Below are 21,528 nucleotides of genomic sequence, written 5' to 3'. Positions count from 1 at the left end.
CTTCCATGAGGAGAGGAGGACGTTATGATGCTGCTGGCCATCGATGCGGGCACAACCAATATGAAGGCCGGATTGTTCGACGAACGCGGCGTCATGCTGGCGTCGGCCGCATGTTCGAACGAGCGGCGGACGGACGATGACGGCTGCGCCATTTACGATCCGGACCAGCTGTGGGCAAGAGCCGCCGGTTTGATCCGGGCAGTCGCCGGCGCGGCGGGACCGGCGGGCGTTCGCGCGGTCGGCATTACGAGCATGGCGGAGAGCGGCGTTGTCGTCGACATGCGGACAGGACGCCCGAAATCGCCGGTTTTGCCGTGGTTTGACCGGAGCTCGGCGCCGCAGGCCGCGCGGATCGAGAAAGAGATAGACATACTCGAACGGTTCCGGGCGAGCGGGCTTCGCCCTTCCTTCAAGCAAGGAATGGCCAAGCTGCTCCGGCTGGCGCAGCGGCATCCGGATGCGCTCGAAGGAGGCGTCTGGCTGTCGGTGTCAGCCTATATCGCGCATCGGCTGACCGGACGGTTCGCGGAGGAGACGACGCTGGCCGCCCGTACGTTCGCATACCGGATCGACACGCGGAGCTGGGACGAACCATTCATCCGCCATTTCGGCCTGTCCGGCAGTCTTTTTCCGCCGGTGCTGCCGCCCGGTGAAGCGGCGGGGCGCGTACAGGCCGGACTCGCGGCGCAGCTCGGATTGCGGCCGGATACGCAGGTGTGCATCGCCGGGCATGACCATGTCTGCGCCTCGCTGGCCGTGGAAGGGCTGCGGCAAGGTGCCGTCTACAATTCGATGGGAACGGCCGAGACGCTCGTCGGCCTGCTCGAAGAGCGGCCGCTCGGCGAGCGGGATCTGGCGGCGGGGCTGTCGTTCGGTCTCCATCCGCTGCCGGGCCGCATGTTCTGGATGGGCGGCCATTCGTCGTCCGGAGGATCGGTGGAATGGCTGCGCGGTCTGCTCGGCGACGAAGGCCTCAGCTACAGCGGCATGATGGAGCTGCTGCAGGAGAGGGGACACCGGCCTACCGGCATTTTGTTTTATCCGTATTTGGCCGGATGCGGGGCGCCGACGCCCGACCCCGGGGCCAAAGCGGCGTTCATCGGCCTCACGAACCGCCACGGGAAAGGCGATCTGCTGATGGCGGTGCTGGAAGGGAACGCCTGCCAGATGGAGGCGATGCGCAGATGCGCAGAGCAGACAAGCGGCGGCCCGATCCGCGAGCTTTGCGTCGTTGGAGGCGGCGTGCGCAACCGGATTTGGCTGCAGGTAAAGGCCGACGTATCCGGCTTGCAGCTGCGCGTGCCGGGTATTCCGGAAGCCGCTCTGCTCGGGGCGGCGCTGACGGCGGGAGTCGGTTCCGGCCTGTACGCATCGTTCGAGGAGGCGATGGCATCCGTCCGCCCGCCCGATTCCGCGATTGTGCTCCCGGACGGGGAACGGCACATATTTTACCGCCGTTTCTACGAGCAAGTGTACGAGAAGCTGCGGCTGCCGGTCGCTTCATTCGGCGAATGGGAGAATGCGGGCGGCGGATGAGGCCGGCAACCCGCTTGCAGGCTGAATGCGGCCGGAGCCTGACGGATGCGCGAACAACCCGTTTCCCGGGAGGGAAGCGGGTTGTTCGCCGTTTTGGGAAGCCGGCCGAATTCGGGCAAAAAAGATTTGCAAACCGATTCGTCCGTGATATAATCACATTATAATACAGGTTAGATACATGTAACTAAAAAACTGCGCTGCGGGAAGGAGTTTCGGCCATGCTCAACATCGGGATGATCGGTCTCGATACGTCGCATGCGACCGCGTTTGCGGAATTGCTGCACGACGACGCTCATCCTTACCATGTGCCCGGCGGACGGGTGACGGTCGCCTATCCGGGCGGCTCGCCCGATTTCGAGCTCAGCATCGGCCGCGTCGCCGGATTTACGGAAACGCTTGCCGGCCGTTACGGTGTGCGGATCGTCGATTCGCCGGAAGCGGTGGCGGAAGCATGCGACGCGATATTGCTAGAATCGGCGGACGGACGCGTTCATCTCCGGCAGCTGGAGTCGATTGCGCGGTACCGGAAGCCGGTATTCGTCGACAAGCCGTTCGCGGTGTCGTCATCCGATGCCGAACGGATGCTCCGGCTGTCCGAGCGGTACGGCTTTCCGCTCATGAGCTGCTCCGCGCTTCGTTACGCGGAAGGTTTGACCCGCGCGCTCGCGGAGAGCGGACCGGACGGAATCGGAGACGTTATCGGCGCCGACTGCTTCGGACCGATGGCGCTGCAGCCGACGCAGCCGGGATTGTTCTGGTACGGAATCCATGCGGCGGAAATGCTTTATGCGGCGATGGGGCCGGGCTGCGTGCGGGTGACGGCGCATACGAGCCCGGAGCACGAAGCGGTAACGGGCGAATGGCGGGACGGGCGGATCGGCGCGATTCGCGGCAACCGGAGCGGCAACAACCGGTTCGGCGCGCTGATTCACGGCGCGAAGGAAACCCGGTACGTCGATGTATATGCGTTCGACAAGCCTTATTATGCGAGCCTGCTGGAACGCGTCATGGACATGTTCCGGGGCGGTCCGCCGCCGATCGCGATCGGGGAGACGGTCGAGATCGTCCGTTTTCTCGAAGCGGCCAACGAAAGCCGCGAAACGGGGAAACCGGTCGAGATGGCATGGGGCGGGAGCGCGTCCGGCGCGCGGCTTGCCGGCCAGGATAACGAAGACCAGCAGCGGGGAGGAATGGACGATGAGTGACAAATTGGCGATCCACGGCGGTCCGAAAAGCAAGACGGCGCCGTTCGGAACGGGCAGGCGGTTCGGCGAGGAAGAACTGGAGGAGCTGGCCGAGGCGCTTGAACAGAATACGCTGTTCTATCATTTCGGCACCAAGGTGAAGACGTTTCTCGACCGGTTTAACGATTTGTACGGGGTCCAATACAGCGTCGCCACCTCGTCCGGCACCGCCGCCATTCACGTGGCGCTTGGCGCGGCGGGCGTCAGCGTCGGCGACGAGGTCATTACGAGTCCGATTACGGACCAGGGAACGCTGATCGGCATTTTGTACCAGAACGCCATTCCGGTGTTCGCGGATTTGGACCCGCATACGTACAACCTCGATCCGGCATCGATCGAGTCGCGCATTACGCCCCGGACGAAAGCGATCGTCGCGGTCCATCTGGCGGGCAATCCGTGCGATATGGACCCGATTATGGTGATCGCGCGGAAGCACGGACTCACCGTCATCGAAGACTGCGCGCAAAGCTATCTGACCCGTTACAAGGGGAGACTCGTCGGTACGATCGGTCATTACGGCTGCTTCAGCACAAACGACTTCAAGCATATATCGACCGGCGACGGCGGCATCGTAACGGTCAATTCCGGCAGCGAATCGGATTACTATGCGGTCCATGCCTTTGCGGACAAAAATTACCGCCGGTTCGGCGGCGAAGTCGTCCGGGAGCTTCACGGCCTTGCGCCCAACTACAGGATGACCGAGCTGCAGGGGGCCGTCGGCATCGCCCAGCTGCGCAAGCTCCCCGACATTTGCGCGGCGCGCAGGAAGCACGGAGACCGGCTGACCGCGGCTATTTCGGATTTGCCCGGCATTAAGCCGCACCGCGTCGAGGCAGGAAACGAGTGCACGTACTGGTTTTATATGCTGCGCGTGGACGAACGGGAACTGGGAGCGACCCGCGAGGTTTTCAGCGAGGCGCTGGCGGCGGAAGGCATACCGAACGTGCCGGGCTACATTCCGGACGTCGTGTACATGCAGCCGCTGTTTCAACGGCGGGAAGCCTATGCGGGGACGCATTTTCCGTTCGATATTACCGGGATAACGTACGAAAGAGGGCTATGCCCGAACGCGGAGGCGATTCTCCGGACGGCGGTACGGATCGCGATCAGCGAATTTTATTCCGACCTCGACGTGGACGAAATCGCCGCCGGCATCGGTAAAGTCGCGCGGTACTTTCATTCGCATACGACGCAAACAATCGGAGACACGGAAAGGTGAGAACGACTGATGAGAATGGCACGGACAGCCGTTTTGCTGGATCGGCAGGCTGCGAAACGGCGCCACCGGTACGGAATCAATGTATTTGAAGCGTTCGTCGGCGAGGTGCTCGCGCATGCGGGCATTGCGTACGAATGGATCGATGGCGCGGAGGAGCTCGCGCGGAGCAATCCGGACTTGCTGATCGTGGCGCTCGCGGAGGACGACCAGGCTTCGGCGGATGCGATCTGGGCTTATGCGGAGCGGGGAGGCACCGTCATCTCGTACGCCGGGCTGCGCGCGCTCGCGTCCCGAATGGGCTGCTACGAGCAATGGAGCATTCCGGTCGGGTATGCCAGCTGGCCGGGCGAGGAACGGCTGCGGTTTTTAAGCGCGACGCCCTGGGAGCAGGAGGAGGCCGGGGCATACCCCGCAGCAGGCGAAGGGGTGATCCGCAAGGAACGGCCGTCCGGATCGACGGCGGGGCCGGCGCTGCTTCGATTCACGGTCGGCGAGGGCGCGATCGAGCGATGGGCCGTCAATATTCCGCAAACGATCGTGCTTTTCCAGCAAGGGACGGGACCGGTACTGCAAGACGGCATTCCGGCGAGGGACGGTACGGGAGCCGTCGATGAAGGCATCCTGAAGGCCGACGACCGGTGCGGCATGGACTGGGAATGGGACCGGCTGCGCACGGAAACGGGAGCTCCCTACTTCGCTTACCCCTATGCGGATCTGTGGAAGGAGCGGCTGATCGGACATCTGTTGAAATGCGCGCGGGCGAAAGGACTGACCGTTCCGTTCCTCGGCTATTGGCCGGAAGGCGTGCCCGCCGTCGCCCTGATCTCCCATGACAGCGACCTGAATGTGGACGAAAGCGCGGAGACGACGCTCGACGTTCTGGAGGAATGCGGCATTCGTTCCACCTGGTGCATGATCGAGCCGGGATACAGCCCTTCTGTTTACGAGCGGGTGAAGTCGAAAGGGCATGAACTGGCCTTTCATTACAACGCGCTGGAAGCGCAACAGGGCAAATGGGACGCAAGCGAGTTCGGACGCCAGTTCGATTGGCTGAAGAAAGCGACGGGGAAGGCGGAGGTCGTCTCGAACAAAAACCACTATACCCGGTTTGAAGGCTGGGGCGAGCTGTTCGCTTGGTGCGAACAGAACGGGATTCAGGCCGATCAGACGAGAGGTCCGAGCAAGAAGGGGAACATCGGGTTTTTGTTCGGCACATGCCACCCGTATTTTCCGATCGCCTGGTTCGACGAAGCGAACCGGCTGTACGACGTGCTCGAAATCAGCTTTCTGACGCAAGATTTGGACCATGTGCATCTCTCCGATTCCAGCGTTATCGTCCCGTTCCTGGAGCAGGTCGCCAGAGTGGGCGGGGCGGCGCATTTTCTGTTCCACCAGATTCACATCCACGAGCAGCCTCGGGTGACGCGGGCGCTGCGAAAGGTGGTGGCCGAGGCGCGCAGCCGGGGATTCCAATTTTGGACTTCGGAGCAAATCAATGCCTGGGAGCGGGCGCGCCGCAAGGTGAAAGTGACCGCTATCGGCTCCGACGGCAAGGTGACGGCGGAAGGAATCGATCATCTCAACAATATCGTCGTATATATTCCCCTGTCGGAGCCGGACGAAACGGACCGTACAGGCGCGGAGACCGAGATCCGTTACGGCGTCCCGTGCCGCAAGGTCGTGCTGAATCCCCTTCGTCAAGCGCCGGCGAGCGTAACGGAATGAGCGGACGGCTTCGGCCGTTCGCGGTTGCAGGCTATTTTGGCGCTAAGAGAAAAAGGCATCGCGGCATTGTGGTTGTAAGGTAATGTAACATTTATTTGGGACGCCAAGGATTACATCAAGCGAACCGAAAAGCGTCCTTTCTTCACCGCTCCAAAGAAAACGCTGCCATCTTATGGACATCTAATAAAATAGACGTTGACGGTTAAAGAAACGGTATAATATAATACAGGTATGATACATATTATCATTTTTGTTACGATTTTAATGTCATAATTCATTACGTATAGCGTGTTTAAGTGTGACGGGAGGTGAGGGTTTTTTATGGCGGATACGAACGGAGTGCAGTGAAATCATGATCAAGGGAGGTCAATTTCCATGAAAACGAAGAACATAACGCTCATGGCGTTCGCCATTCTCGCTTTCGCGCTGATCGTCGGCGCCTGTTCGAAAGGCGGCAGCAATGACCCGGGCGACAATCCGGCCGGAGCGGATAACGGCTCGCAGCAGACGGAAACTTCGGACGGGGAGACGTCTTCCGAATCGGAACTTCCCCGGCTGCAGCTGAACTGGTTCGTCCCCGCCTCGCCGGACGCCATCCTGCCCGAAGGAGACATCGATTTTGTCGGGGCGGCGATCGAGCAAAAATTTAATGTCGATCTGAATGTTCAGTACATGCCAAGCGGCGCCGACTATGACAACAAGCTTAACATGCTTATCGCTTCCGGCGATGTGCCGGATCTGTTCGTCTCAACCGGCATCAACTCCCAGAAGTATATCCTCGACGGCATTACCGCCGATATGACGCCTTACGTATCGCCGCAAACGATGCCCAACTATTTCAAGTGGGTCAGCGAGCTGGAGCTGCAGCGTTATGCCGTGGAAGGGAAATTCGAACGGGCGCCTTTAATTTTTCCCCGGAACGTATATCGCTCCTACTATATCCGGCAGGATTGGCTGGACCGTCTGAATTTGCCCGTGCCTGCCAATTTTGAAGAAATGATGGACGTGATGCGCGCCTTCACGTTCGACGACCCGGACGGGAACAACCGGAACGACACGTACGGCATGTCGGCGATCGGAAACGGCGATTCCGTTTCCTATGACTTTCCGCATTGGATCGAGAACGGATTGGTCGGCGCATTCATGATTCGCGACAACAAGCTCGTCGACGTGCAGAGCGACCTCGCCGTCCAGCATGTCCTTCAAGGAATCAAGGATACGATGGCCGAAGGCATCGTCGATCCGGACTGGTTCCTGATGAAGGGGCAGGAGCATGTCGACAAGGCGGTCGGCGGCAAGGTCGGCATCATTGTCGGAGGGAGCAAGACGTTCGCTTTCGACAGCGATCCGCTCAGCCTGCAAAACAAGACGAAGGCGATTTTTCCGGAAGCGAACTGGATGCCGTTCCATCCCTTTGCCGAAACGGGCACCTGGACGGAAAATTTGCCGGACGCGCCGTTTATGTTCGCCAAGGCGACGGCCGAGAGCAATCCGGAGAAGATCGAACGGATGGTGCAAATTCTGGATTGGATGGCGAGCGAGGAAGGGTTCCTGCTCATCAATTACGGACAGGAAGGCAAACATTATTCGCGCAGCGGCAATACGATCACCGTTACGCAGCAGCATGTCGAAGCGCTCCGGAGCGATGTGGTCGAGCAGGGGAATTTCCAGCAGGTATACCGTTTCTTCTATGTAAACAATCCGGAGCATGAGCCGCTCGGACTGGAACTGATCGACGAACGGATGACCGAGCGGGACCGCAAAATTGTGGAAACGATTCAATCTTACAAGCTGCTGCCGTCGATCGGCACGAACGTCGCGCCGCCTCCAGGCTTCAATCTGGCGGATTTCCGCAAAAAAATGAAAGAATACCAGGTCAAGGTGCTGTTCGATGAGCCGGATGCTTCGAATTGGCCCAAATATCACGAAGAGCTGATGAACAAGTACGGAGGCCAGGACATGATCGACACCTATACGGAGCAGATCAAAGCCGCAGGCGTCATTAAGTAACCTTTCCTGCCGGTAAGGAGGGAACTTCCCTTCCGTATCGGCAGTTGCCGCAACAGAGAGGAGTATGCGAATGAAGCGCAACGGCATAAACGGGCATGCACTGGCCGGTCCCGTCCCGCTCCGCATTCGGTTCGGAAAAGCGTTGTTCCGTTACCGGTGGTTTTATTTGATGATGGTGCCGGGGCTGCTCTACTACCTTATTTACCATTACGTTCCGATGGCCGGCTTGATGATCGCGTTTAAAGATTACAATTTGAGCAAAGGCATATGGGGCAGCGAGTGGGTCGGGTTCAAACATTTCGAAACGATCTTCGGCTCGCCGGATTTTTACAAGCTGATCCGCAACACGCTGGTCATCAGCGTCTATCGGATCGTCTTCAATATGTTGCCCGATGTGCTGCTTGCGCTGATGCTGAACGAGGTTCGCAAGATGTGGTTCAAGCGGATCATTCAGACGGTCACTTACGGCCCTTATTTTTTGTCATGGGTTATCGTCTACGGTCTGGCGGTCGCCTTTCTGGCGCAGGACACCGGCGTCGTCAATTATTATATCCGGGAGCTTGGCGGCGCGCCGGTCAACTTTTTGGCGGATAACGGCACATTCCGGTCGATTCTGATTTCAACCGATATTTGGAAAAATACGGGCTTCGGCGCCATCATTTATCTCGCTTCGCTGGCCACCATCAATCAGGAGCTTTACGAGGCGGCGGTCGTGGACGGGGCGGGCCGTTGGCGCCAGCTGTGGCATATTACGCTGCCGGGAATCCGGGACGTGTTCATCCTGCTCCTCATTTTGCGAATCGGCAGCATTTTGGATGCGGGATTCGAACAAGTGTACATTTTCCTGAACGCGCGCGTGTATGAGGTCGGGGACATTATCGACACCTGGGTGTTTCGGCGGGGGCTCGAACAATTGGAGTTCAGCGTCGCCATAGCGACGAATCTGTTCAAATCGGTCATCGGCTTCATTCTCGTCATCGGCGCGAACAAGCTTGCCAAAAAATTCGGCGGTTCCGGAATCTGGTAGGAGGCTGATCCCCCATGTCCCGCGTATTATACAAAACGAAAGCCGACCGGATCGCGGACGCCGCGATTTACACGCTGCTCGCGCTGTTCGGTTTGCTGACGCTGTTCCCGCTTTATTTCGTATTCGTGATGTCGATTACGCCGTATTCGGAGGTGCTCCGCAACGGAGGGTTCGTCATTTTCCCGTCCGCGTTTACATGGGAAGCGTTCGACGCCGTCTTCTCCAGCAAGACCGTTCCCCAGGCGTTGAAAGTGACCGTTACCGTCACGGTCGCGGGAACGTTTCTGAACTTGCTGGTGACGACGATGCTCGCCTACCCGCTGTCCAAAAAATATGTTCCGGGGCGGAATGCGGTGCTGATGGCGATCGTGTTTACGATGCTGTTTTCCGGCGGACTGATCCCGCTGTATCTGGTCGTGAGGGCGACCGGCCTGATCAATACGATATGGGCTTTGATCATCCCCGGTCTGGTGTCCACATTTAATATGCTGATTATGAAAACGTATTTCGAAAATTTGCCGGCGGAGGTGGAGGAGGCCGCCAAGGTGGACGGCTGCGGCGACATCCAGACCTGGGTCAGAATCGTATTGCCGCTGTCGACGCCGATCATGGCGACGCTGGGCCTGTTTTACGGCGTAGGCCATTGGAACGCCTACTTCGCGGGCATTATGTACTTGAACGACAAGTCGCTGTATCCGATTCAGGTCGTCCTGCGGAACATGATCCAGACGCCCAACGTCAGCCAGGAGCTGGCCATCGCGAATCCGATGACGCTCGCCGCGCTGCCGCCGGAAACGATCAAAATGGCGACGGTAGTCGTCGCCATCATTCCTGTTCTGGTCGTATATCCGTTCTTGCAGCGTTATTTCGTCAAGGGGATGCTGCTCGGCGCGATCAAGGGATGAACGGACGGTCCGCGCGGCCGGTTCAGGACCTTTCGCTCATCATCGCCAGCAGCCTGTCGGCGACTTCATCCGCCGATTCCAGGCCGGCCCAGAACAATTGCATCTCGCTCTCCATATCGTCGGCCAGGCTGAAGTCGCCGAACAATTCGTACAGAAAATAGCTGTGCTCGGTAATGTCTTCGTTCATGTACAGCGACTGAAGCATGGACTTGTTCCATGTTTTCTCGTTGATCGGCCTTAGCGCCGACATGAATCCTGCCGCCTTGCCGAGCTTTTCCTGGATTTCGGGGGAAAGCGCCTTCTGCAGAAACCGGACGGCCAGCTCCGTTTCGTTGCTGGCGGAAGGGATCATCCAGACGTTTGCGATCAGCAGCGTGCCCATGCGCTCGCCAAAGGGAAGGGAGGCGACCTTCGATTCGAATCCGGGCATGACATTGTTCCATCCGGCCATTTCGATGGAAGTGGTCATAATCATCGCGGCCTTGCCTTTGACGTAAGCTTCGGAGTTCAGCATCGAGCGGGGCGACAAGGTGGCGACCCGGTAACGGTACAGCAAGTCGTGAATCAAGTTTAACGTTTTGACCAGAGGAGCTTTTCCGCTTGTCGCCTTGAAATCGGCGCCGTTCTGCAAGGCGATGACCGGCCACCGGCCGAGCGAAGACGACAGCGTAAGCCCGTACTGGTCGTCGATGCCATCGCCGTTCGTATCCATCGTCAGGCGCTTCGCGGCCTGGAGAAATTCCTCCGTCGTCCACAGCTCCGATGGCTCGGGCACCTGATGCTTGCGAAACAGCTGCGGATTGTAGGCCAGATATACGGGCGAGAAAGTGGCGATCGCCCCTTTCAGCTTGCCGTCCCGCAGAAACGGGGTTTTCAGACGCGGATACAGCATCTCGTAGCTGTCGGCCAGATGCTCTTTCAAATCGATAAAATCGATGTCCGATCCGATTTCGTCAAAATGCCGGTCGGTCGTGAGCAGAATATCCGGCTGCAGCCCGAGATCCATGCTCGCTTGCACGGATTCCCAAAATTCGGCGGAGGAGAAGCCCAGACATTTCACTTCCACATTCGGATTCTCCCGCTCGAACTGCTCGATAATAATCGGCATGCAATGCTCGTAAAAATGGGATGGCGAGGTCGCGAATATGCGCAGCACCTTGTTTTTGGTGTTCGGTATGACCAGATCGGGCGAGACGATCGTTCCCTGGCCGACTTTTTTGACGATTAATCCTTCCTTCATCAGCTGGTCCAGCGATTTTCTGACCGACGTGCGGCTGATGCCGTAATGCCTGCACAAGTCGTTCTCGGACATGAGAAATTGCCCGGGCTTGATATAACCGGACAGAATTTGCTCCCGTAAAATATTGGCCAGCTTGGAATAGCGGAATTCGTTTTCTCTTTTCATAGGCTATACAATACTCCTTCTTATTGCCTCGGGCTACATAGTATTTTAATTCAAGGCTAATATAAATACAAGTTCAATACAACGCAGGAGGGAAATATTTACTGCGGACGCTTGAAACAGGGTCTGGAAAAGTCGGCGGCGCGATTATATAATACAGGTATGATACCAATATCTTTCGTTGACTAATATATTTATTAATTGGTTAAGAAGAGAGGGGCGATGATGTTTTGACCGCGATGGACAGCAAATTGGCGATAGACGGCGGCGCAGCGGCTCGGAGCAAGCCGCTGCCGCCTAATTACCCCGGCGCATCGGTGATCGGAGCGGAGGAGGCGGAGCGTGCGGCCCGGGTGCTTCGGGCGCAGTCTCCGTTCCGGTATTACGGCATCGACATGCAGCATGCGGTTCGGACGCTGGAGGAGATGATGAGCGCCGAACTCGGCATTCCTTATGCGCTCGGCGTCACCTCCTGCACGGCCGCCCTCGTCGTGGCGCTCAAGGCGCTCGGCATCGGCTACGGTGACAAAGTGATCGTCCCCGCCAATACGTTCCTCGCGACACCCGGCGCCGTCGTCGCAAGCCATGCCGTTCCGGTGTTCGCCGACGTCGACGACAGCCTGAATCTCGACCCGGACGATCTGGAGCGGGTGCTGGACGATGAAGTAAAGGCGATCATCGCCGTGCCGATACTCGGCAATCCTGTCGATATGGACCCGATCATGGCGTTTGCGAAGCGTCACGGCTTGCGGGTGATCGAAGATGTCGCGCAGTCGTGCGGCGCCACGTACAAAGGCCGCTATGCCGGCACGATCGGGGATATCGGCGTATTCAGCTTCCAGATGAACAAAATATTGACGGCCGGCGAAGGCGGAGCCGTCGTTACATCCGATCCGCTGCTGTTCGAACGGGCGGTTCGTTATCACGATCAAGGGCTGTTCCGGGAACAGGCCCGGTACGGCATCGCATCTCCGGAAGAGGAACACGCCTTCCTCGGGCAAAACTATCGAATGAGCGAATTAACCGGGGCTGTGCTGGTCGAGCAATGGAAGAAGCTCGGGGACATCGTCTCGCGGATGCGGGCGAATTGCGCGGCCATTCGCGAGGCCGTTGCGGCAGGGCTGCCCGGCCTGAAGTTTCGCCGGTCTGCCGATCCTGCGGGCGATATCGGTTCGAATCTCGGGATGGTGCTGCCTTCCGCCGCGCAGGCGGGCCGCTTTATCGAGGCGTTGAATGCGGAGAACATTACGGCGCATTTGCTGTACGGGGGGCGTCCGGTCTATATGATGCCGCAGCTGTTCCGGCAAAGAACGGCGGAGCGTTCCGGGTTTCCGTTCGATTTCCCGTTCCGCCGTCCGGTCGTCTATCGGGAAGACATGTGTCCCCGCGCCGTCGACTTGATGGCGAGGACGGTCTATATGCCGGTCAGCCCGCTGCTTGACAGCCGGGATGCCGGGGAAATTGCGGACGGTATCGTCAAAGTGGGCCGATCGCTCGGTTTATAAGATGTTCGCGCCCGGCCCCGGCGTTCGGCTCTCTCCGCCGGCGCGCGCCGGGGCCTCTTGAATCTATTCCGACGAGCGCGGGGACCGGTCGGCGGAGCGGTTGTTTTCGAACGCTTCCGCCGCTGCTTCCGCGGAAAATTCCGTGTCGTTGCTATCCGGTACGGGCAGCTTGTTCAGCTTGGTCGTTTGCACTTCCGCTTTGGAAGGCTGTCGTTTCGATTTTGCCAATGTTGACACCTCCTTCCGTTCGCAAGATCGGGTTTAGTGTTTCTTGAACGGACCGAAATATGCTTCGACCTGCGGCCTGCAACTGCGGTTCAGGGCAAGGAAGCATGAATAAGAAATGACGGTGAACTTCAGGCGCCCCGCTCGGCAGACAGGCCGGCAGGGCGCTTGCGTGTTTCCCGGTTCCCTTCGCGATCGCGATATAAAGAATGGACAATCCGCCGCAACAACGGATAGCGCCGAATGTTAAAAGCCGGCTGTCCGTCACGAAATCGGACGGTATCGAAAACGGGCGGCCGCTTATATAATCGGGGTGATAACCGATGGAAAGGGGATGAGATGATGATTCGAAAAAGATGGATTTCGGAAATAGCAGTGTTGACAGCGTTTTCTTTGCTGCTCACTCCACTGCTGTCACTTCCGCCGGCGGCAGCGGCCGATGCGCCGTCTGCCGCAGCAGTGCCTCCTGCAACTGCCCAGTCCGCCGCAGATACGGGCGCTGCAGACACAAGCGCTGAAGTATCACCTGCCGCAGACACGGGTGCCGCAGATACAAGCGCTGAAGTATCACCTGCCGCAGACACGGGTGCCGCAGACATGGGTGCCGCAGATTCGGGCGCCGCAGTCTCGCCCGCCTCCGACTCTGCCGCCGGCCCGGCCGCAGGAGCGATCGGCGCTATCGCCGGAGAAGCGGGAGAAACGGCGGACCTGCTGCGCAACGGCAGCTTCGAGGAGCTTGACGGCGAGCTGCCGCTAGGCTGGAACCGCTATCTGTTCAGCGGTGCGCCGGTCGTGGAAACGGACGGGCAAAACGCGAAGGACGGCGATCGCGCATTGAAAATAAGCGCGGAAACGTCCGCCAGGTTGACGATGTACCAGGATATCGTCATTCCGAAAGAACAGAAAAACCGGATTTATCTGTTCAGCCAATGGATTCGGACGGACCGCTACAGCGGCGCCGGCGTATACAACCGCATGTTTCTGATCAACGGCAGCGGTACACGGCAAGGTCCGTTGATCGAATTGAAAAAATTGCAGGGCACCGCGGAGTGGACGCTCGTACAAGGGTCGATCTTCGTCCCCGACGACGATCAGATCGCCGGCATCAAGATCGAAAACTTTTTCGATACCGGCACCGGCACGGCCTGGTTCGACGGCGCCGCGCTCGTTCCGCTCGAGCCGGGAGCGGACGGCGAACTTGTCATCAACGGCGGCTTCGAAGCGACGGATTCGAACGGCTCGATTCTGAACTGGTCGACGTGGATCGCTTCAGGCAAACCGACGGTAACTGCGGATACGTACCGTGTTTATGCGGGACAAGCCTCCCTGAAAATCGCGGCCCCGGAGACAGGCAGAGCGGCGGTTTTTCAGACCGTTCCGCTCAAGCCTGAGCAGCTCGGCCAAACGTTCAAAATCGGGCTGTGGATCCGGACGGAAGCCGTCACCGGCGGAGCGGTCACCCGTCTGCAATATAATAATAGCGGCGGGCAGCGGGTCGGCGCTCTCGAATATTTGGATACGGTGAGGGAGACGGCCGACTGGACGAGGGTGGAGAAAACGATCCGCGTTCCCGACGATCCGTCGATTGTTTCCGTCAAGATCGAGAACTTTTTGGAAACGGGTACCGGTACGGCCTGGTTTGACGAGGTCAGCTTAGTCCCATGGTATCCGCTGGAGGGATTGGAACTGAGCGCCGAGCAATACGAAATGAATGCCGGGGATACCGCCACCTTTGACGTTCGCTTCATTCCGGAACACGCATCGGTGCGCGAAGTCGTATGGACGAGCTCGAATCCGTCCGTCGCTTCCGTTCAAAACGGCGACGTGACGGCGTTAAGCGACGGCATCGCGGTTATTACCGTCTCGACGCCGGACGAAGCATTATCGGCGTCCTGCATCGTGATCGTCGGCAATGCCGCTGGCATCCGGGTATCGGACGACGAGAAGGAAACGGATGAGAACGAATATGTCAGTGGCCGTATCGATGCGCAGTCCGATTACGGCCGCGAGCTCGCGTACCGAATCGGAATCGGCGGCCGCAACGGTCTCGTCCATGTGGAACCGGACGGGTTCTGGACCTATTTCCCGAACGAAGGTTTTACCGGAACCGATTCGTTCATCGTCGTCGTCGAGGACGGTATGGGGTCGTACGGACTGTCCAAGACGACGATCCGGGTGAATGCCGTCAATCACCCGCCGGTGGCGGAAGACGATATTCAGCCGACAGATTACAATACGCCGGTATCCGGCACCTTGAAGGCGCAGGATCAGGACGGCGACCCGTTGACGTTCGCGGCGGAAACGCAGCCGGCGCACGGCACGCTGACCTTGAACGCCGACGGCCGGTGGACGTATGCGCCGGAGACGGACTATGTCGGGGCGGACGCGTTTACGTTCACGGCGACGGACCCGGAAGGGGGGACCGATTCGGCCGTCGTCCGCTTGTATACCGCGCCTTCCGCCGAACATATTGTCCGGGAAATAAAAACCCGGCATCCGGATCGCCGGCATCCGCGGCTGCTGGCTACGGCGGACGACTTTGCGCGCATCCGCGAGCTGGTCGTAACCGACGAGCACGCGGCGGGCTGGTTCGATTCCGTCAAGCGTGAGGCCGACTCCATCCTGCCGCTGCCGCCTGTCGCGTACAACAAGCCCGACGGCTTGCGTCTCGATGCGACGTCATCAAGAAGGGCGGCGACGCTCGCTTTCGTTTATCAAATCACGCAGGACGAACGGTATGCCGAGAGGGCCTGGGTCGAACTGGAATTTATATCGTCCGACGCTTACCCCGACTGGAGCCCGCAGCATTATCTCGATACAGCGACGATGACGCACGGTGTCGCGCTCGCTTACGATTGGCTGTACGATACGCTGAACGAACAGCAGCGGGAAACCGTCCGCACGGCGATTGCGGACAAAGGGCTGCGCCCCGCCGTGCCGATGTATCTGGATAAAACGTACTGGTGGGTGTATAACCGCGACAACTGGAATTTCGTCTGCAACGCCGGGATCGCGCTCGGAGCGTTGGCGATTGCGGACGAAGAGGAGGAGCTCGCCGGCCTCATTTTGCGCGAGGCGTTCAAATCGATCCAGTACGGATTGCCGCAATACGCGCCGGACGGCTCGGCGATCGAGGGACCGGGGTATTGGGAATACGGAACGATCTATCTCGTTTATTTCCTGAACGCGCTGGAGACGGCGGCCGGCCACGATTACGGCTTCTCGCAGCGGGAGGGGCTGTACGAAACGGCCCGCTTTCCGATCTATATCGCCGGGCCGCGCGGCACGTTCAATTATTCGGACAACGATGCCGGTCTCGTTCCCGGCCGTCTGCTCCTGTGGTTCGCGGACCGGTTCGACCAACCGGCGTATACCTGGTACCATCAATTCGCCGTGAACAACAACGGCATCGCCGGCCTGTACGATCTGCTCTGGTACCGGCCGGAGACGTACGGCGCGTTCGCTCCCGATCAGCCGGATCAATACTTCGACCGGCCGAAGGCGGTGACGATGCGCAGCCATTGGAACGACAGCCATGCGCTGTTCGTCGGGTTCAAAGGCGGCGTGAACGGGGCGCCGCACGGCGACCTCGATACGGGCTCGTTCGTCTTCGACGCGCTTGGCGTGCGCTGGGCCGAAGATCTGGGCAAAGAGGACTACAATTTGCCCGGTTATTGGGAAATGGGCGAAAACGGAAAACGATGGGAGTATTACCGCAAACGGGCCGAAGGTCATAATACGCTCGTCATCAATCCTTCTTCCGGCCCGGACCAGAAGGCGGAGGCGGTATCGGACATCGTGCGCAAGCAGTTCGATCTTCCGCAAGGGTCGTTCGCGATCGCGGATATGACGCCCGCCTATCGGAACGATGCGGCGTCGGTGCAAAGGGGAGTGGCGCTGATCGACCATCGCCGGCAGCTGATCGTGCAGGACGAGATCGAAATGAAGGTGCCTTCGGAATTGTACTGGTTTATGCATACGCGGGCCGACATTCAAATCGGCGAGTCGGGACGCACGGCGGTATTGCGGCAGGGCGACAAACGGCTGTGGGTGCAAATCTTGACGCCCGGCGAAGCGCGCTTCACCGTTATGCCGGCCGAGCCGCTCGCGTCGTCGCCGCAGCCTTCCGGGCAGACGCCCAATCTCGGCGTAAAAAAATTGACGATCCATATGGACGATATGCTGCGCGGCACGATCAGCGTCTGGATGGTTCCGCTTATGCCGGGCGAGCCGCTGCCGCAGCAGGCGCCGGCGCCGTTGCCGCTCGCGCAGTGGGCGGTAGCCGGAGGCGAGCTGGCCCGGCTCGGCAGCATTGCGCTGGACGGCGAGCCGCTTGCGGCGTTCGAACCGGACCGCTACGGGTACGAGGTTGAAGTTCCGGCCGATAAAGCGGCGCCGCCTGTCGTCACGGCGGCCGCGGCGGAAGACGGGCTGCTCGTGAATGTCCGGCAAGCGGAGTCTATTCCCGGCACGGCGCGGATCGAAGTGTCCGACCCGGCGGGGATGAAAGCTGCCGCCGTCTACTACGTATCGTTCGCTCATCCGCCGGAATACGGCTTGCCGGTAGACCGGCCCGTCTGGCCGGTGGCGGCGGTTGCGGCCAGCGGCCATGACGGCAATGTGCCGGAAAATACGATTGACGGCAACATGGGCACCAGATGGTCGGCATACGGCGAGCAGTGGATAAAGTACGATCTCGGCGAAATGCGGGACGTATCCGCGCTGAGCCTGGCGTGGTACAGCGGCAATACGAGATTTAGCTTTTTCAATATCGAGGTGTCCGTCGACGGGGAGCAGTGGGAACGGGCATACGACGGCATCAGCTCGGGCCGGACGACGGAGCATGAGCTGTATCCGTTCACACCGGTTCCGGCCCGGTACGTGCGCGTCAACGGCTTCGGCAACAATCTGAACTTGTGGAACAGCATCGCGGAGACGGCCGTTTACGGTCCGAAATATGAAATCGAGCGGGCTGTCATCGGCTACGACCGGGAGGAGATCAAGCGCAAGGATCGGGTGCCGCTGGAGGCGCAAGCCTACTTGAATTCCGGCGAGCCGATCGACATGTCGCAGGTGGAGGTCCGTTACGCTACGACTGACCCGAAAATCGCCGACGTCAAGGACGGCGTGCTGGTGACGCAAAAGACCAGGACTGCGGAAATATGGGCGGAAATGACGTATCGCAACAAGACGGTGCGCTCCAATGTGCTGGTAGTTGAGGTGGTGAAGAAGAACGGCAACGGACCGAAGCCGAAGAAGTAATCGCATAGGCAAGCGAATAGGTTTTCTAAATGATGGGTCGAAAGACTTATATAGACTTATAACGGACCGGGACAATTCCCGGTTCTCTTTTTTTTGCGGCATAGTTGCCGAGGCATGCGGACCTCCTCGTCTTTAAATTGTCCGAAAGATGACTTTAAACCGGATTCGAGTACAATGGCATTACACGAAAGGCGACATCGCGAACAAGGAAGGGATGGACAAATGGACGAATCGAACGAACTGAACATCGGCATTATCGGAACGGATACTTCCCACAGCGTTGCGTTTGCGGAGCTGCTGAACGACCGGAATCATGCCTGGCATCTGCCGGGCGGACGGATTGTCGCCGCCTATAAAGGCGGGTCGCCCGACTTCGAGCTGAGCATATCCCGGGTGGAAGGCTTTGCCGCGCGGCTGCAAAACGAATTCGGCGTGCGGATTCTCGCCGAGCCGGAGCAAGTGGCGGAAAGCTGCGACGCCATCTTGCTGCTGGCCGCCGACGGGCGCGCGCACCGCAGCCTGTTCGGGCGGATCGCGCCGTTCGGCAAGCCGGTATTCATCGACAAGCCGCTGGCGACGAATACGGAAGATGCGAAGGCGATCGCGGCGCTGGCCGAGCGGTACGGCGTCCCGGTCATGACGGCTTCGGCGCTGCGGTTCGCCGAGGCGCTGCGGGAGAAGCTGGATGACGAGCGGGACGGCGAGATAACCGGCGCCGATTGCTGCGGCCCGATCATCATCGAGCCGACGCAGGGCGGCTATTTCTGGTACGGCATTCATGCGGCGGAAATGCTGTTTGCCGCGCTGGGCCCGGGCTGCGGCTGCGTCACCGCTTTCAGCGCCGGCGATCAGGAGATGATCGTCGGCGTATGGAAGGATGGCCGAATCGGCACCGTCCGCGGCAGCAGCGCAAGCTATCATCCTTTCTCGGCCGTTATTCACCGCGAGCGCAATAGCGCTTTCGCCGAGGTGAGCGCGGGCGCGAAGCCGTTCTACGCGAGTCTGCTGGAGCGGGTGTTCGGCCTGTTCCAGACAGGCGTGCCGGCGGTGCCGATGACGCACTCGGTCGAAGTGATCCGCTTCCTCGAAGCGGCGAATGAAAGCCGGGCTTCCGGATCGGCCGTCGCGCTGTAATACGGCCGGCTCGAAAGCATGCCGGGCGTCATCGCCGGTTCGCGCGGACCGGCTCTATAGCGCCTCCGGCGTCTATGAAACAACTTGACACGTCTTGTAAAATCCAATATGATTCTGCTGACCGAGAGGAGGATGGAGCCGAGTATGCCAAAAATCCGGAAGCAGCATGTCCATGAGCTGGTTGCCCAAGAAATTCAAAATTTTATCCGGGAGCATCGTTTGAAGGAAGGAGACAGGCTGCCTTCCGTGGCGGAGATGACCGAATTGTTCGGCGTCGGACGTTCCTCGTTGAGGGAAGCGCTCCGCTACCTGGAGGCGATAGGGATCGTGCGGGTGGAGAACGGCAAGGGCGTCTTCGTGCGCGATGCCATCGACGCTTTCCGGTTCAGCGGCACGATCAGGGTCGAGCATGAACGGCGGTATTTGCTCGCCGCTCTCGATGTCCGGCGCGCATTGGAGGGCAAGGCGGTCGAACTGGCAGCAAAGCGCATTACGCCGGGACAGGTGAAAGAGATCGAGCAATGCCTGAAAGAATACAAGAGGCTGAAAGAGAACGGCAAGGATACGTCGAAGATCGATTTCATGTTTCATATGCTCGTCATCAAGGCGGCCGGCAATCCGGTGCTGGAAAGCGTGCTGACCTCGGTCTCCGGGATGTACGAACGGTTTTTCAACGAACCGCTCGGCGAGAAGCGGTTGTTTGACGAAACGTACCCGTATCACTTTACGATGTTCGAAGGAATAGCCGCCCATGACGTCGATCGGGCGATGACCGAATTTCACAAACTGATGGACAGCGTGGAAAGTCTGATTCGCAAATATACGCCGGAATAATCGCAAAAGGCCGACAACAAAACGGTTGACACATGGCCGTAGTCCCTTCTATAATCTACCTATCAGACAGCATGATAGTTAGATAGTGTGAAAGGAAGGCAGCAAGACACCGATTGGAGGAGGCCGAATTGACTATGAAGAGAGAATGGTTGACAAAGGGGAAAGGTCTGCTTGTCGCCGCTTCGCTATTGGCCGGTCTGTTGGCAGGGTGCGGCGGTAACGAAGGGGGAACGGGCGGCGGCTCGGGCGACGGATCGTCCTCAGGCGGAAGCGGGGACGAGCAAATCAAGCTGCGCGTGGTCGAAAGCCTGACAAGCCCGAATCGTACGGCTCTCATTCAGAAAATGCTGGACGATTTCCAGGCGGAAAATCCGAACATCAAGGTGGAGCTGATTTCGCCGCCGTTCGATCAGGCGGACAATAAAATCCGCCAAATGCTGTCCGCCAAAGAGGATGTCGACGTACTGGAGGTCAGGGATCTGACCGTCGCCGAATTTGTAAACAACGGGTATATCGAGCCGCTGGACAGCTTTACGTCGGGCTGGAGCGAGTTCGATACGCTGAGCAACGTTTCCAAGTCGGTCGGGATGATCAAGGACAAGCTTTATTTCATACCAAACGGACTGTATCAACGACAATTGTTCTATCGTAAAGATTGGCTGGATGAGAAAGGGCTGAAAGTACCGACGACGTACGAGGAGCTGTACGAGATCGGCAAGCAGCTGACGGACCCCGCAAACAACCGGTTCGGCTTCTCCTTCCGCGGCGGCCCGGGCTCGCAAGGCGTAACCGATGCGATGGTGCTGGCCTACAACGGCGATAAGGTCAACCTGGAGGACGCCCAATTTTTGAAAGACGGCTCGACGATCTACTCTTCGCCGGAAGCCAAGCAGGCGATGGAGCTCTATTTGAAAATCTATAAAGAAACGTCGCCGCCGGATTCGATCAACTGGGGATTCCAGGAGCAAGTGCAAGCCTTTACATCCGGTGTAACCGCATTCTTGCTGCAGGATCCCGACGTCATTCAAGTGTTGACGGAGAAGATGGAAGAGGGGACATGGGCGACCGCTCCGATGCCTCTCGGACCGAGCGGGAAAGCGCTGATCGCCGCAGGCGGCGCAGGCTGGGGTATCGCCGCTCATTCCGAGCATAAGGAAGCGGCCTGGAAGTTGATCGAGTTCCTGTCTTCGGAGCCGCGGAATACGCAGTTCTCGAAAGATTTCGGCATGGTGCCGATCCACTCCACGGCGGCGGAAGACGAATACTTCCAGAGCGGACCGTACAAGACGCTGCTCGAGATGACCGACAAGCCGGATATCTTCCTGAACTACAAGCCGCCGTATCAATACCCGGGTACGGGCCAATGGAGCCAGGTCAGCATGGAAAGCCAGCAGGCGATGCTGATGAACGCGAAGACGATCGACGAAATGTTGGCCGATTGGAGCGCTTATTGGGAAGAAGAAAAGGCGAAAATGAACAAGTGATGAATGATCGGATGGG

14 protein-coding genes are annotated in these 21,528 nt (G+C 59.0%); 12 read left to right on the top strand and 2 right to left on the bottom strand.

The genetic code is table 11. The annotated features are described in order from the left end of the window. Positions 1-24: 24 nt before the first annotated feature. The 7 genes from ABEV74_RS03050 to ABEV74_RS03020 all read left to right on the top strand — a co-directional run bounded on the left by ABEV74_RS03050 (position 25) and on the right by ABEV74_RS03020 (position 9,666). Positions 25-1,536, top strand: a complete 1,512-nt coding sequence (locus ABEV74_RS03050) for an FGGY-family carbohydrate kinase (RefSeq protein WP_430143357.1) — start codon at positions 25-27, stop codon at positions 1,534-1,536. Positions 1,537-1,754: 218 nt separating this feature from the next. Continuing rightward, positions 1,755-2,741 (top strand): Gfo/Idh/MocA family protein, encoded by a 987-nt coding sequence (locus tag ABEV74_RS03045; RefSeq protein ID WP_430143355.1) that lies wholly within the window; start codon positions 1,755-1,757, stop codon positions 2,739-2,741. Further along, the gene (locus ABEV74_RS03040) at positions 2,734-3,999 is read left to right on the top strand and encodes a DegT/DnrJ/EryC1/StrS family aminotransferase (RefSeq protein ID WP_430143353.1); all 1,266 of its coding nucleotides are present in this window, start codon (positions 2,734-2,736) and stop codon (positions 3,997-3,999) included. The genes ABEV74_RS03045 and ABEV74_RS03040 overlap by 8 nt, the downstream gene beginning before the upstream one ends. Positions 4,000-4,008: 9 nt before the next feature. Next, on the top strand, positions 4,009-5,724 hold the full coding sequence (locus ABEV74_RS03035; RefSeq protein WP_430143351.1) for a polysaccharide deacetylase family protein: 1,716 nt from the start codon (positions 4,009-4,011) through the stop codon (positions 5,722-5,724). Positions 5,725-6,099: 375 nt separating this feature from the next. Beyond that, the gene (locus ABEV74_RS03030) at positions 6,100-7,734 is read left to right on the top strand and encodes an extracellular solute-binding protein (protein WP_430143349.1); all 1,635 of its coding nucleotides are present in this window, start codon (positions 6,100-6,102) and stop codon (positions 7,732-7,734) included. A gap of 70 nt (positions 7,735-7,804) precedes the next feature. Continuing rightward, positions 7,805-8,761: an ABC transporter permease gene (locus tag ABEV74_RS03025; protein ID WP_430143347.1), complete on the top strand. Its 957-nt coding sequence runs from the start codon at positions 7,805-7,807 to the stop codon at positions 8,759-8,761. A gap of 14 nt (positions 8,762-8,775) precedes the next feature. Beyond that, complete coding sequence (locus ABEV74_RS03020) at positions 8,776-9,666, top strand: carbohydrate ABC transporter permease (RefSeq protein ID WP_430143345.1); 891 nt, start codon at positions 8,776-8,778, stop codon at positions 9,664-9,666. Positions 9,667-9,688: 22 nt separating this feature from the next. On the opposite strand, the gene ABEV74_RS03015 is transcribed toward ABEV74_RS03020, so the two are convergent. Continuing rightward, the gene (locus tag ABEV74_RS03015) at positions 9,689-11,071 is read right to left on the bottom strand and encodes an extracellular solute-binding protein (RefSeq protein WP_430143343.1); all 1,383 of its coding nucleotides are present in this window, start codon (positions 11,069-11,071) and stop codon (positions 9,689-9,691) included. Between the two features lie 236 nt (positions 11,072-11,307). On the opposite strand from ABEV74_RS03015, the gene ABEV74_RS03010 reads away from it, so the two are divergent. After that, entirely contained in the window at positions 11,308-12,573 is a 1,266-nt protein-coding gene (locus tag ABEV74_RS03010) for a DegT/DnrJ/EryC1/StrS family aminotransferase (RefSeq protein WP_430143481.1), read from the top strand. Positions 12,574-12,636: 63 nt separating this feature from the next. Here the strand turns inward: ABEV74_RS03010 and ABEV74_RS03005 are convergent, their stop codons facing one another. Beyond that, positions 12,637-12,801, bottom strand: coding sequence for a hypothetical protein (locus ABEV74_RS03005; protein ID WP_162492428.1), 165 nt, complete (start codon positions 12,799-12,801; stop codon positions 12,637-12,639). 594 nt (positions 12,802-13,395) lie between these two features. Here ABEV74_RS03005 and ABEV74_RS03000 point away from each other — a divergent pair. From ABEV74_RS03000 to ABEV74_RS02985, 4 genes are all read left to right on the top strand, one after another. After that, positions 13,396-18,060 (top strand): Ig-like domain-containing protein, encoded by a 4,665-nt coding sequence (locus tag ABEV74_RS03000; RefSeq protein WP_430143341.1) that lies wholly within the window; start codon positions 13,396-13,398, stop codon positions 18,058-18,060. 222 nt (positions 18,061-18,282) lie between these two features. Further along, positions 18,283-19,194: a Gfo/Idh/MocA family protein gene (locus ABEV74_RS02995; protein WP_430143339.1), complete on the top strand. Its 912-nt coding sequence runs from the start codon at positions 18,283-18,285 to the stop codon at positions 19,192-19,194. Between the two features lie 144 nt (positions 19,195-19,338). Then, on the top strand, positions 19,339-20,028 hold the full coding sequence (locus tag ABEV74_RS02990; protein ID WP_062492116.1) for a FadR/GntR family transcriptional regulator: 690 nt from the start codon (positions 19,339-19,341) through the stop codon (positions 20,026-20,028). Positions 20,029-20,162: 134 nt separating this feature from the next. Further along, positions 20,163-21,512: an ABC transporter substrate-binding protein gene (locus ABEV74_RS02985; protein ID WP_062492118.1), complete on the top strand. Its 1,350-nt coding sequence runs from the start codon at positions 20,163-20,165 to the stop codon at positions 21,510-21,512. Positions 21,513-21,528 lie beyond the last annotated feature (16 nt).

Origin of the sequence: Paenibacillus cisolokensis (assembly GCF_050481165.1) — a bacterium.
GTDB lineage: Bacteria > Bacillota > Bacilli > Paenibacillales > Paenibacillaceae > Paenibacillus_AH > Paenibacillus_AH cisolokensis.
This window is presented reverse-complemented; position numbering and strand designations above follow the sequence as displayed.